General features: G+C 48.1%; 14 protein-coding genes. All 14 read right to left on the reverse strand.

Features of this window, described 5'->3' with window-relative positions:
- Position 1 precedes the first annotated feature (1 nt).
- Complete coding sequence (locus ACXAGX_RS01230) at positions 2-1,936, reverse strand: MacB family efflux pump subunit (protein ID WP_474822159.1); 1,935 nt, start codon at positions 1,934-1,936, stop codon at positions 2-4.
- Positions 1,929-3,110, reverse strand: coding sequence for an efflux RND transporter periplasmic adaptor subunit (locus ACXAGX_RS01235; protein WP_474822163.1), 1,182 nt, complete (start codon positions 3,108-3,110; stop codon positions 1,929-1,931). The genes ACXAGX_RS01230 and ACXAGX_RS01235 overlap by 8 nt, the downstream gene beginning before the upstream one ends.
- Before the next feature lie 107 nt (positions 3,111-3,217).
- The gene (locus ACXAGX_RS01240) at positions 3,218-3,841 is read right to left on the reverse strand and encodes a hypothetical protein (RefSeq protein ID WP_474836042.1); all 624 of its coding nucleotides are present in this window, start codon (positions 3,839-3,841) and stop codon (positions 3,218-3,220) included.
- A 1-nt stretch (position 3,842) separates the two neighbouring features.
- Positions 3,843-4,982 carry a PepSY-associated TM helix domain-containing protein gene (locus ACXAGX_RS01245; RefSeq protein WP_474836044.1) on the reverse strand — a complete coding sequence of 380 codons (1,140 nt, stop codon included), beginning with the start codon at positions 4,980-4,982 and terminating at the stop codon, positions 3,843-3,845.
- A gap of 94 nt (positions 4,983-5,076) precedes the next feature.
- The gene (locus ACXAGX_RS01250; RefSeq protein ID WP_474836046.1) at positions 5,077-7,170 is read right to left on the reverse strand and encodes a TonB-dependent receptor domain-containing protein; all 2,094 of its coding nucleotides are present in this window, start codon (positions 7,168-7,170) and stop codon (positions 5,077-5,079) included.
- Positions 7,171-7,178: 8 nt separating this feature from the next.
- Entirely contained in the window at positions 7,179-8,084 is a 906-nt protein-coding gene (locus ACXAGX_RS01255; RefSeq protein WP_474836048.1) for a TonB family protein, read from the reverse strand.
- Positions 8,081-8,479, reverse strand: coding sequence for an ExbD/TolR family protein (locus ACXAGX_RS01260; protein ID WP_474822179.1), 399 nt, complete (start codon positions 8,477-8,479; stop codon positions 8,081-8,083). The genes ACXAGX_RS01255 and ACXAGX_RS01260 overlap by 4 nt, the downstream gene beginning before the upstream one ends.
- On the reverse strand, positions 8,476-8,883 hold the full coding sequence (locus ACXAGX_RS01265; protein ID WP_474836050.1) for an ExbD/TolR family protein: 408 nt from the start codon (positions 8,881-8,883) through the stop codon (positions 8,476-8,478). The genes ACXAGX_RS01260 and ACXAGX_RS01265 overlap by 4 nt, the downstream gene beginning before the upstream one ends.
- A gap of 2 nt (positions 8,884-8,885) precedes the next feature.
- A complete protein-coding gene (locus ACXAGX_RS01270) occupies positions 8,886-9,425 on the reverse strand; it encodes a MotA/TolQ/ExbB proton channel family protein (RefSeq protein WP_474822184.1) in 540 nt (179 codons plus the stop codon).
- Positions 9,426-9,518: 93 nt separating this feature from the next.
- Positions 9,519-9,983, reverse strand: a complete 465-nt coding sequence (trmL, locus tag ACXAGX_RS01275; protein WP_474836052.1) for a tRNA (uridine(34)/cytosine(34)/5-carboxymethylaminomethyluridine(34)-2'-O)-methyltransferase TrmL — start codon at positions 9,981-9,983, stop codon at positions 9,519-9,521.
- Positions 9,984-10,104: 121 nt separating this feature from the next.
- The gene (locus ACXAGX_RS01280; protein WP_474822191.1) at positions 10,105-10,308 is read right to left on the reverse strand and encodes a hypothetical protein; all 204 of its coding nucleotides are present in this window, start codon (positions 10,306-10,308) and stop codon (positions 10,105-10,107) included.
- Positions 10,309-10,590: 282 nt separating this feature from the next.
- Positions 10,591-11,553: an alpha/beta fold hydrolase gene (locus ACXAGX_RS01285; RefSeq protein WP_474836054.1), complete on the reverse strand. Its 963-nt coding sequence runs from the start codon at positions 11,551-11,553 to the stop codon at positions 10,591-10,593.
- Positions 11,520-12,929, reverse strand: coding sequence for an ATP-binding protein (locus ACXAGX_RS01290; RefSeq protein WP_474836056.1), 1,410 nt, complete (start codon positions 12,927-12,929; stop codon positions 11,520-11,522). Before ACXAGX_RS01290 ends, ACXAGX_RS01285 begins: the two co-directional genes overlap by 34 nt.
- Positions 12,926-13,633 (reverse strand): response regulator, encoded by a 708-nt coding sequence (locus ACXAGX_RS01295; protein WP_474822480.1) that lies wholly within the window; start codon positions 13,631-13,633, stop codon positions 12,926-12,928. The genes ACXAGX_RS01290 and ACXAGX_RS01295 overlap by 4 nt, the downstream gene beginning before the upstream one ends.
- Positions 13,634-13,738 lie beyond the last annotated feature (105 nt).

A 13,738-nucleotide genomic window follows, 5' to 3' on the forward strand; every position in this document is an offset into this window, starting at 1 on the left:
ATTAATCCTCTGACAAGGCTTCTATAGGGCTAAGACGGGATGCTTTTAGTGCGGGCGCATAGCCGAACAATACGCCAACCAGCAATGAGGTAATGAATGCCAGCACGGGCGGCATCAAGGTATACGCAACGGAAATCGAAAACTGGGAAACGATGAGAATGACACCATAGCCCAGTACAATGCCCACAGCACCACCCAGAATACACACCACCCACGCTTCAATATTAAACTGCTTGAGAATATCTGCAGGCTTGGCGCCGGTAGCCATTCGCAGGCCGATTTCCCGCTTACGCTCTGACACATTTACCAGCATGATATTCATTACGCCAATACCGCCTACAAACAGCGAGATTGCCGCAACTGAAGCTAACAGCCAGGTCAACGTATTTTGGGTTTCCGTTACCGCTTCCACGAGAGAATCAGTGGTGAACACCATCACATCTTCTGCTCCATGACGCTGTTTAAGCGTTTCCAACACCGCGTCTTTCACTTGTGAGGCAACATCAGAGCCCGATGCCTTAATGGTAATACCGCTTAAGTAATCTCGGCCGAAAACTTTCAGTCGTCCGGTCGTTACCGGGATCAGTACTTCATCATCCTGATCGCTACCACCAGCGGTTGCGCCTTTTGATTTTAATACCCCAATCACCTGATACAGCGAGTTTGACATAAGTATGTACTTACCAACTGCTTGCATTTTATCTTCGAAAAGAGTTTCAGCAACGGTGTCACCGATCACCACGACGGGTGCGTAATTCCTCACATCTTCCTCAGTGAAAAATACGCCTTGGGCTATTTCCCAATCTTTTACGTGAAGGTAATCCGGCGTGGAGCCTTTAATCCGACCGGAAAAGTCGTTTTCACCATAGCGCATGGTATTTCGGGAAGAGCGCTCGGGAGCAACGTACATCACTCCAGGGATGTCTCTCAATGCATCCGCATCGGCCAGCGTTAACGTGGCAACGTCGCCCGAGTTACGCATATTTCGCCCACCCGGACGCACAGAAATAAGATTGGTACCAATGGCTTCAATGCGCTTGAGTACATCTTGTTTACCGCCCTCGCCTATGGCCATCATCGTCACCACGGCAGCAACACCAATAATGATGCCAAGTAGTGTTAGCAGAGTACGAAACCAGTTAAGCCGCAAAGAAGAAAATGCCATGCCGAGCGCGGCAGCGCCGGAAATACTTCGAAACGCCTGAACAGCGCCCTGCGTGCTCTCTTGGGGTGTCTCTTCCGGTACAGCTTCGCCGCTGTCCGATACGATTTTTCCATCCAGCAAATGCACCTGACGTTCGGCATGTTCTGCCACGGCAGGATCGTGGGTGATAAGAATTATGGTAACGCCTTCACCATGCAGCTCTTTAAGCAACGCAAGCAATTGCTCGCCACTGGCTGAGTCGAGGGCACCGGTTGGCTCATCGGCAAGAATAACCTCTGCACCGTTAATAAGCGCCCTGGCAACGGAAACCCGTTGCTGTTGCCCCCCCGACATCTCACCAGGTCGGTGCTCAAGGCGATCGCCTAAGCCCAATCGGGTCAACAATTCTGCGGCCCGCTTTTCACGTTCTTGCTTGTCGGTATTACTGTAAATGGCAGGCAGTGCCACGTTCTCAATGGCGGAATGGCTGGCCAGTAGCTGATAACGCTGAAACACGAAGCCGAAGGTTTTTAAGCGCAGCGCCGACAGCTGTTCCTGCGTCAGTGAATTAACGTTGTGCCCGTTGATGGTGTAACTACCCGCAGAAGGTGTATCCAGACAGCCGAGAATATTCATCAGCGTGGATTTCCCTGAGCCAGACTGACCCATAATGGCAACAAACTCGCCCTTACGGATTGTCAGTGAAATTCCATCCAGTGCACGAACTTCAGTGCCTTCCGTTTGGTAGCTACGCACCACATTGTTGAGTTCGATGAGAGAAGGCTTACCCACGAGGCATCCTCGGTGGTCCGCCATCCGGGCCGCCAAAACCACGCTGGCGTTCCTCACCACTTACCGCAGCAGAGCGCTGACCGGAAGCGATTTCGTCGCCTTCGTTGATACCGGAGAGGATTTCAGCCTCGGTACGAGTTGTCACGCCCACAGTCACAGGCTTGCGAACCATTTCGCCATTTTCCCTGACAAGGACAAATTTTCTTCCCGGTGGTCCTCGCAGCGCCCCTAGAGGCACAACTAAGGTATCCTCCTGCTTTTCTTCAATGAAAAACACCTGAGTGGTCATGGAATCCATAAGCACGCCATCGGGGTTTTCAATATCAATGAGTACCTGATACAACACAACATCGTTAATAATGGTTGGGGTAGGAAGTACCTGACGAACCGTAGAGTGATATCGTTTTTTGGTGTTGCCAATTGTCGAGAAGTAAACCGGCATGCCGCGATAAATTGACTCTACATCGGCTTCTGACACCTCGGCCCGCAAGGTCATGGTAGTCAAATCTGAAATTTGCAGTAGTTCCGGTGCATTTTGATTGGCGTTCAGGGTTTGGCCCTGACGCACGGCGATGGAAGCAATAGTCCCGCTGATAGGTGCATAGATACGGGCAAACCCTAATGTCACTTTGTCCCCCGCCAGCGACGCCTCGTTAGAGCGAATTTGTGCAGAACTGGCTTTAATCCGTGAATCCAGTACTTTCACATCAATGCGACTACTGATAGCCACATCTTCACTTACCGCATTTTGTTCGAATAGATTGTTGTTGCGTTTCTCTCGCAGAATGGCCAGTTCACGTTCCGCCTCAAGCTGGGCTAACTGCGCTCTCATCGACTCGAGTGCTGCTTCAGCATTCTGTACCTGCGTTTCGAAAACGGTAGCATCAATATCTACAAGTACCGCTCCCTCTTTAACCACATCGCCTTCTTCAACGTGAATTTTTTCAACCTGACCAGAAACCTGCGCACCGACTACTACATAATGTTTAGGTTCTAATTGGCCGGTAGCAATAATGCTTTTTTCGATTGTGCCTTTTTGGGCTGTCGAAAACGTTGTTGATTCAGTAGCACTGGAAGATCCAGAAAGGGAAGTCCAAAGTTGATATGCAGCCGCAGCGATAATAATGGCTGCCAGTAACCATATTAGCGACTTGATGGATCCTTTTGAAAACACAGTCTTTCCTTATAATTAAAACTCTAAAATACAAAAGCCCGCAGTCATATACCACGGGCTTTGCACAACTTAACATTTCCAAACATTGGTTGTAGATGAATGCACTATTATAAGTGTTTTACTATCTTGACCTGCGTGGCATTTAATACTTCGAATATCTTTTGCTTGGCTTCTAATGTGTCTTCCAGTTGCGCACTTAGCGCCTGGAGCACTGCTTCTCTGACCTTATTTTTGTCGTTTTCATAACCCGGTTCATCAGGGTTAAGTGATACCAATAGTAATTTGGAATTATTGACATCTTTTGAGTGTGCCATATAGCTTTTACGATACGTCAGTAAAATACTGCGCACAGATGCTTGCTGCTCTGCATCCAGGGCAAGCTTAACTGTCATATCTAGTAAACTGCTTTCTGTATCTACAGGGTTAAATCCGGCGATAAGAGGGAGACGCTCACCATTACCTTTCCGGTTCTGACCACGAACAACCGCGTCGCCATCTTGACGCTGATTCCGCCCTCTTGCTGCCCCACTCTCGCTTGCAGACGAAATGCTCTGGTTTCTTCCAGCGTTATTTCGCTGACCGTTATTCCCTGCTTGCCCCGAATGATTGCCAGTTGCTGTATTGGTTGCGCCATGCTGCCCTGTAGCGTTTGCCGATACCGGTGCCAACCAATTTATTGCTATCACACTGCAGATTACACTGACCAGTGCCGATAAAATTAAATGCTTCATATTACTTCCTAAGATCACCTTTGGGTATGGCACTGCCCCTAGCACTCAGTGCCGTTACATTTTTCTTCAGCTTTTTTTCGTATTTGGATTTTTTCATGACAAAACTGGTTACCCCGGCCACGGTCATTATCAATGCCAGGCTCATTATCAAAAGCATAACCAGCAGGTAATAAGGCGTGATCCCCCGTCCGGTATGCAAAGGCAATATCATCTGATAAATCTTCTGCCCCAGAGTGTGATCAGCAAACGTTTGTGTAGCGACCACTGCAGCCGAGCCGCTATCAACAAACACATAACTGCCGGCAAGACCAAGCCAATCGCCTTCGGTTGCAAATCTGAATTGCATTGTGCCAGCCAGGCTGGCGGCAGCTCCACGAGCCCGGGTCGCCCCAACACTGACTAACTCTGCTCCCGGAAATTGCTGCTTAGCCAGAGTAAGACTTTGTTCCCAGTTGCCTCCCGTATACACAGGCGTATGAACTATGGGTTTGATGGGGGAATCGGTAAGCAAATTCTGCGCTACGCTTCGATACGTGATAGCTGCACCGGTTAATGTGAAGAGCAAAACAAAAACAACGGTAACGATGCCAGAAGATAAATGGGAAAAGTACCAGGCTGATATTTTAGTCGATGCTGGCACCAACCTGGAAAATTTGAATGTACGACGTTGAAACCACCACATATAAATGCCGAGCACACTGATCAGTGCAGCGCCAAGACCACACCATGCAACCCATTCTGCGCCGCTAAGCCCTGCATATTCAGTTCGACCAAGTAGAAAATTCCGATGTATTCTCAGTACAAACGGGAAGAATCCGTCGCGGTCTGAAACGTTGTGAGCGACTTCCCTGAGTGTAAATGGGTCATACCAGTATGTCTCTCCCCGAAGCACCACCCTGAATAACGGTGACGACTCAGAAGGGAAATATATTGACCGGGCCTGCGGATGCTGTGTGAAAAGCGCAGCAAGCCCGGCAGACAAAACTGAGTCGGTGATTTTCGTATACTCATACCCGAAGGTCTTTTCAGTTTCGAGGTAATCGTCGAACCCAGTTAGTAATCCAGTAAAAAGGGTGACGGCAAAAAATACGCCAAGTGGAAAGCCAATCCAGCGATGGAGCGTGGTAATAAGTTTGTGCATTGTGGTGTTATGCCTGCTTTAAGACCATGCGGTAAAGTCGGCTTTTTCAGAGTGAAGAGCCGACTTTACCTTTCAGGGAAAGAGCGTAAAGGTATTAAAAGCTGTACTGCACAGTGAGCTTAATATTGCGCCCAGGCTGATACGTGGTCACATCAATCGCATCTCCGTTTTCATCAACCCCCTCGGTTATTGCCCGTTTGGCGTACAATTTATCGAACAGGTTAGCTACCCGCAGTTGTACCAGAAAGTCATCGGTAACCTGATAGGAGCCAAACAGGTCCACAATGGTGTAACCTTCGCGACGGCGTTCAACGTTACGTTGCACGTACTCTCGATCATCACGGTTTGTGATATCGACACCAACACGTGACTTACCATCGAGCAGGTACATACCTGCTGATGCATTTATAGATGAAGGAGCGATATCTGCAAGCTTGGCTCCTGTACTGTCTGTTCCGTCCATATTCTGCGCAGTCAACGCGGCAAAATAGTCATTGCTGGTGTAGTTCACAGACAATTCAAAACCATCAATTTCTGCGTTGTCGATGTTCTGAAACTGGCTGACAATGACAGTATCGATAGTGCCATCGTTACCTACATCGGTTTCGTACGTCCCGGTCTCCTGTGAGCTAATCAGATCTTCAACATCATTGCGAATATAGCCAAACTGGAAGTTAAACTGATCTTCAGAAGAGAACAAACCGCTACGGTTATAGCGAACTCCGGCTTCCCAGCTGTCAGATGTTTCACCTTTCAGTGATTCGTTGGGCAGCAGTTCAGAACAGCTTCGACGACCGCATGTCGCTTCAGGGTCACCGCGTCCGTAGGCTTCGTGAACAGAAGGACTACGGAAGCCTTGACCAACAACAGCATATAACGTGAGTCCTTTTGCTGACGTTTCTTCAAGTGGAGCCCAGCTCAGGCTCACTTTTGGTGAAATTGCAGATTCATCAATGGAGGAACCGTCATTTTCATTTTTAAAGTTGTCGTAACGAACACTCCCGACGACTTCAAGGGTTTCTCCAATGTATACCGTATCGCTCAGGTAAATACCGTACTGGGTGCGCTCCCGCTCAATTGGGTTACCATCATTACTGGTATAGGCGGTCAGTACATCATCATTGGTGTAATCCACGCCGTAGCGGAGCTGATGAATCACGTCATCACTCTGAATAAAGTCGCTGATATTTTCGAATTCGAAATACGTTGTATCTACGCCCCACTCTGTCGCGTCATCGCCACCCACAGTCTGCCTCCAGCGATTGGTCGATGTTGTTGAAAAGCGGGTTCTGAGGTTCAGATACTGATTATCTTCAGGATTAAACGCGTACATCACGCTAGACGTTTCCTCCGTTACCTCTGTCTCACGTGGGTCGCTGTATGCGCCACTGCCTGACGTGGTGCGAGCAATGTATTCTTTTTCGTTACGCTGATACGAGGCTTCTAAGCGCTGCTCATCAGTTGGAGTATATACAGCCTTAAACAATCCGTTTATATCTTCAGTACCTGTTGAACCTTCAAGGGTCTCACGTCCTTCGCCGTCTTCGTATGGGTCTGTATCACGACGAACGAGAGTCGTAGACACTGCAAACTCTTCACTCAGACTCTTTGCCGCATCAACACTGAGATAATTACTCTGACCGTTGGTTTCGATTCCGGCGCGCAGATTTACGCCATAATCCTGACCTTGTTTAATCACGTCTTCCGGGTCTTTAGTTTCAAACAACACTACACCGCCCAGAGACCCGTTTCCGTAAACGTTTGACGCTACGCCAGGTACAACGGTGATGCTTTTATACATGTCAGGCTCTATCCAGGTGCTTCCGGCCCCACCATGTCTTACCTGACTAAAATTCTTTGGTGCACCTTCCACGCGAACACTTATTTGATCCTGCGAAAAACCGCGAATGTAAATCAAAGAGCTTTGCGGGCCACCTTCCTCATCAATTTGAATGCTGGTGGTTTTTCTCAAGGCGTCAGCCAGCGTTGTGGACTGTTGCGCGCGAATATAGTCGTCAGTTATCAGTTGTGCGCCCTCAGATGCGCCTACGCGCTGGCCGTCAACTGCAACAACTTTATCCGCCTCAGACACGGTTGCCTCAACTTCTACTGTTGGGAGTACTTCTTCCTGTGCGAACGTTGACGCCGCAACAAACCCTAGTGCGAGTGTGATTGCATTTAACTTCATGTTGTTACCTAGTTGAGTGAGTATTTAATGGGTACCGTCAAAGTGGACGGAAATTTTGAATGTAATGACGCAACGGGGGCGGGTAGCTGCAAACCGACAAACAGTTTTTCTGTACTGCTGTTGAGATGCTTGCTTTTGGCACGCCGGAGTAGCCGAAAACTCTCAATTTTGCCCCGCTTATTAACGACAAACTTGACGGTTACCACACCTTCCGCTCGCCGAATTCGCGCTTGCTTGGGATAAACCTTTTGAGCGTGAATAGCTGAGAACACCGTTTCTTTGTAGTTTGCCCATTCGGAATCGGTAATGCCGCTGCCGCCTAAACTATCATAATTCTGCCCATCGCCTTCCTTTGCCTCCAGCGCTGCTTGTTGTATACCAGCAGATAAAGCCTGAGGGGGAACCTCAGGAAAAGGCTGTGTTTCTGAAGATTGATTATCTGCAGGGCTGCGGTCTTCATTTGCAGTCTCTTGCATGACAAGCTCTTGTCTGGGCGCTTCGGTTTGAGGCTGCTCTTCTACTACTGGTTGTTTAGCAGCTGGTTCTTTTTCGACTTTCAAAACCGCGTTTTCCTGAATGTTAGCGGCTCGCTTTCTGCTCGAATCTGGCAGATTTTCGATAGGCGATTCTGATAGCTTGTCAGATTTATCACGGTCGCCTAATGCGTCGTTTTCTACAGCAACGACGTCTGTGACAGGTTCATTATTCTGAGGTTGCTCATTAATCACATCACGCTCAGGCTGCGCACTGTCAGGAGAAGAAGGTTCACGAGCAATCTCCATTATTGTAGCTGAGTATTCTGGCAACGATTTTCCTGCCCGGGCTTTTTCCCCGCTACTTTCATCGTTCAACCCCATAACGATGAAAATTGCTGCGTGCAACGCCATTGAACCTACTATGAATTGAGTTTTCATGGCAGAACCTTCTCTGTCACTACCGCTACTTCACGGATGTCTGTAGCACTTAGTTTCGCCAGAGCCTGGTTCAACACCTTGCCTGTCACATCTCCATCGGCAAATAGAACAACAGGTGAAGGCGCTTCTTTAATTAACTCTGCGTCGCTTACACTTATTCCACGCCAAGTTAATTCACCAGCCACATCCAGGTACAACCAATCGTTGGGATCTGATTCGATAGCGCGTTTCTCAGCGATTTGCTCTGGGGGTACAATGGCAGGCACCGCTGATTTCTGCATTTTTCCCGTCATAAGAAAGAAGATGAGTAAGAGAAAAACCACATTAATTAACGGTAAAACGGGTTCGATACCTGGTCTGGCCGGTGGTTTCGCCGTAAGCGGATTGAAATTCATTTCGCATTCCCCTCCGGCAAAGGCACTTCAATGGCCAGAGATACATCAGAGAAGTGTTCGCTTAACTGGTCATAGTGAGACATGACATGTTGCAGCGCTACATCATCGCTATACCCGAGAACAATTCTTGAAACGCTGCTTTTTCCCAATTGACTGAAAAGTTCATCGCAAGGCTGCACGACATTCTGATATTTGCACTGAACCGAGGACTCAACGACTACTTTGGCAACGCCATCCTTTTTAACGCCGGTAGAACGGGTACTCGAAAGTTTGATGTCATTTTGTTGAAAGCTCTGAAACTGCATCACCAGCATGAAAAAAATCAATAAGATGAATACCACGTCAATTAACGGCGTGAGTCCGATTGATGGTTTTTTTGATGCTTTTGAAACAAGAGCTGTCATGATCAGCTCCTGCTCACTTTGTCTATGATGTAGCGATTAAGCAGCGCTGCGGAATTCTCGACTTTCTTATCAAGATAATGCCATGCGACAAGAGCGGGAATAGCGACGATGAGACCAGCAGCAGTGGTGAGCAATGCCTGCCAGATACCATCAGCAAGAAGCGAGGGATCGATCTGTCCTTCTACCTGCGAAAGCGTAGCAAAGGCTTCAATCATGCCAAGTACGGTGCCTAGAAGACCAATAAGGGGGGCTGCAGCTGCCACAACTTCCAACGGACGCATGGTCTGTCGGAATGCCGTAAGATGCTCAAAGGCTATGGAAGACAGTCGTTCCTGAAGAGAATCGGCCTTATAACCTGATTTTGTTGCAGCTTGCTCAAGGGCGTGAACGACAGGGTGCTGCGCCGCAGCAGAAGTTGAAACAGGCGCATTAATTACAGCCGCGCGGCTTTGCAGTAAAAGCCAGGCAATGGTAGCCAGTGAATAGACCGAAAGTAGAATGAGAATCCATAGTACCCATCCACCTGAAAAAATAAGTTCCATACATCCCCCAAAAAAGGATGCTAATGATAATAATTCTCACAAGTATTTCAATATAAGTGAGGTATACTTTCGTCTAGAATTTTGAAGGTTTTGCTACCGCGCGCCATCGTAGCCAAGCTGACGCCAGCTTTCGTACACAAAAACAGAGACGGCATTAGACAAGTTCATGCTTCGGCTGTCTGGCAACATAGGAATACGAACACGCTGCTCTGGCGGCAGTGACTGAATAAAATCATCCGGCAATCCGCGAGTCTCCGGGCCAAAAATTAGTGCGTCACCCTTTTGATACTGCACGTCACTATGAACAGCTTTTCCCTTGGTAGTACAGGCAAATATACGTTGCGGCTGCTGTGTTTCCAGGTAGGCATTGAGATCGGCGTGGCGCTTAACATCAGCAAACTCGTGGTAGTCCAGACCGGCCCGACGTACACGTTTATCATCCCACTCGAAACCTAGAGGCTCAATTAAGTGAAGTGCAAATCCTGTATTCGCACACAGTCGAATTATGTTGCCAGTGTTAGGGGGAATTTCAGGCTGGAAAAGTACTATATCAAGCATTCTGGGATCACGGTTGCATACTAGGGGAAGCAAGGATACGGCGTGATACGCGGGTTAACAAGCCCACAGTGGAACGGGGGAAGAAGTTCCTACCTGCGAGCCATTTTGGTGCAACGGGCTTTTACAGTGCGTTAAGTACCCGGTTTGTTTGTGCCATAGCGGCCCAGCGGCGGGCTTTGCGCTGTGATACAGGACTACTGGCAAATTTTGCCAGACGGTCTGAAAGTGGGCTAAAAGTATTCACTGAATGACCATAAACAGATGATAAATCAGTATTTACTGGCGCTTCTAATTTCATAGTTCGAAGAAAATCATATTTTTGCATTATTTCTGCCTTATGCCGCTATTCTATGGGCGGTCTCACTGTCGTCTGAATTTCACAAAGTGAAGACACAACGTAGGGATTTCTTCACTCTATAGACTTTAGTAGTGCATGAGCCATACCGCAATTTTCTATGTAATAAATATTTCATTAAAAATGCTTGGCGATCAGGATCTTATAGAAAAGTATGAGAAAGGCGCCTTTCTAATCTACATGTGAAAAGCACTACATGGTGTGAAAATCAGAGACACTTTTGTAAAAAAGTCCTGGTATCGGACTCATTGACTAGTCGAGAAAATCAAAGATTGCCTGGAATGTATCGTTGCGAATATCGTCTTTTTCGATAAACAACTCGTGGTAAGCCCCCGGTAACGATTTTAGCGTTACGGCTTTGAGCTTCTGCGCCACCCGAATCTGCCGTCGATTATCAACCACCGTATCGCTCCCAGCGCTCAGTAACAAACAAGGTTGATTAAGTTCACTCGCTCTCGACTCGATAATATCTATCGCGTGCAATGCCGCGCGAAGCCAATGAATAGTAACGCCACCCAATTGCAACGCCGGTTGTTCTGCGTAGAGCATTCTGAATAAACGATATCGGATACGGCTGTGTGTTAAATGGTTTTTTTCAAAAGTTGGGGGCAGGTAATCTTTTTGACCAACAAAATAATCTGTGGCTAAACCTGCCTTAGTAAATTTGCGGGTAAAGTGGTTCAACAACTGATTCGCCAGCCAGCGCGGTAATGCCGGGCGAATACCAAACATGGGCGAGCAAAACACCAGCTTATCAAAGTAACCTGGATGCTTAAGTGCGGTGAGCGCACCGATTGCACAACCCATGCTGTGTCCGACAAGATATCGCGGGCCCTTAGGTTGAAGTACTTTCACCTTTTGCTCGATAAACGTTTCCATGTCAGCGACATACTGATCGAAGTGCTCTACATAGCCCTGGTGGGGATTTTCCGTCATCCGCGAAGATAGCCCCTGTCCGCGATGATCATGAATGAATACCGCATAGCCATGGTGAAAGAAGTCGAACACCACTTCTTGGTATTTCAGATAGGCTTCAATACGTCCACTGGAGATAACCACGGTACCCCGGGCATTCTGAGGAACGCTATAGGCAAACGCCAAACGAATGTTATCTGCGACTTTTAATGTGCCGGTTTTAACATGGCGTTGCCAAAAGTCGGCAATTACTTGCGGTTGAACCGTTAATTGGTGTTCTGAGGAGAGTTTCCGTTCCATTGCTTCTGCCCGTCCATCGGCACGGCTATGGATACCGCGAGGCCACCGGACGTATTTCGGGTTGCGTGAATCTCGCCATGATGCATTTCCACTGCCGCTTTTGCAATGGCCAGGCCCAACCCAACACCACCGGATTCTCTGTCGCGGGCAAGGCTTGCTCGGTAAAACGGGGAAAAGATAGATTTACAATCTGCTTCATCGAGGCCCGGCCCGTCGTCGCTCACAACGACTTCCCAATCGGTATCGGTAACCGTAAAACATACCGACACGCAAGACTCGGCATAACGAATGGCATTGCGTATGACGTTTTCCACCGCGCTGCAAATCATCGTATGGTTAACCACAATCTTGGCACTTGGAAACGATGACACTTCGACTTTTTTACCATGATTACCCGCCTCGAAGGTCGCATCAGCCAGCGTACTTTGGAACACTTCCTCTAGAGAAAGTGAGTCAAACTGCGGCACCGCTGACTCAGCACGGGTAAGAGTAAGCAATTGGGCCACCAAGGCTTCCATGCGCTCAGCTTCTCGCTCGATCCGGCTTAGCGTTGCAGGGTCGACATCCTGCTGGTGAGCAATCCCCAATGCCATCTGTAATCTGGCTAATGGCGAGCGTAACTCGTGAGAAATATCGGCCAACAAACGCTGCTGGCCCTGCCACATTTTTTCTAGCTGACTGGCCATGGCATTAAAATCGCGGGACAGCTCGCCAAGTTCGTCTCTGCGTAATGCGGGCTTTTCGACACGGGCTTTCCAGTTTCCAGTCGCCAACGCCTTACTGCTTTGTTGCAATTGTTTAATCGGTTTAACTAGCGAGCGGGCAAACAGATATGAAAGCACAATGGTAATTACCAAAGCGATACATAGAAAATAGATAATGGAGATTTCACCCGTTGGTGGCCCATTAGGTCGCATCATAAAAAGGGCAATCTCTTTTGACCCTACACTGAGCTTTACCGGTCCCACGGTTTCGAAGTTTCTGCGGATTAAAGACAGAGGTGAAGGTTGCTCTGACAGGCGTTCTATGTCTCTTATTTCATCAGGGTGCATAGGCGGCCCTGCATGCCGAAGGATGTTCCCGGAAGCGAGATCGACACCAATAATGTGATGACGGTTTATCCGATCAGCGCGCCGCACCATTTCCTTCAAACTGAGCGCTTCATTACTGTTTTTTGCCATCGACAAAATGGCATCACGAGCCTCGTTAAGTAAAACGATATCCTGGTCTTTTGGCGGACTAATCTCGACATTATCAGTAAAAAAATTCACCGCATAAAAGGTAGTAACCGCCGTGAAAATAAAGGTTATCCAGAACCACAAAAACAAACGCCCGACAACGCGCCGGGCTGGGTTAAACCGGGAGAACAGGGTCATGAAGCGAGTCTTAATAAATATCCTGAGCCACGGATGGTTTTAATTTTTTCATCGCGGGTCGTTTCTGACAGCTTTTTACGCAAGTTACTCACATGCATATCGATACTACGGTCGAACGCCTGCAGCTTTTTACCCAGCACCTTTGAACTGATTTCTTCTTTTGTAACCAGTTGACCGGCATTCACCATTAATAAATGCAGAATTGCAAATTCGGTGTTGGTTAACGTTAAGCTTGTATTATTGCAGGCAGCAACTTGTCTGCTCACACTCAGAGAAATGTGATTAATTGCCAAATCCTGCTGCTGACGCATTTGCCCGGATAACTCAAGGCGACGGAATATGGCTTTTATTCTTGCCAAAAGCTCGCGATGATTAAACGGTTTTGGCAGGTAATCATCGGCTCCCAGCTCTAACCCTAAAATTCGATCAAAATCATCGCCCCTGGCGGTAAGCATCAATACCGGGGTAAGGTGACTGATTCGGAGCTTTTTCAACACCTCAAAGCCGTCCAGCTGCGGCATCATCACATCCAGCAGAATAAGCTCAAAGGTTTCACCCGATGTTGCCAGACGCAAACCTTCCACACTGTCGTTCGCCACAGTAACTGCATAGCCGGTAGCTTCCAAATAAGTACGAAGCATATCGGTTAGCTCGTGATCGTCGTCAATAATCAGGATTGGCTGATTTGTCGCTGGGGCGACCATGGATTTTTCTCCTACGTGTTGCGAGCGCGCATAACGCTGACTACCTGCCGATGACATAGCGCGCAATACCGACATGGAAAAAACGGCCTGAGTCATTATTATAGT

This window comes from Alteromonas sp. ABV4_515 (assembly GCF_056160345.1).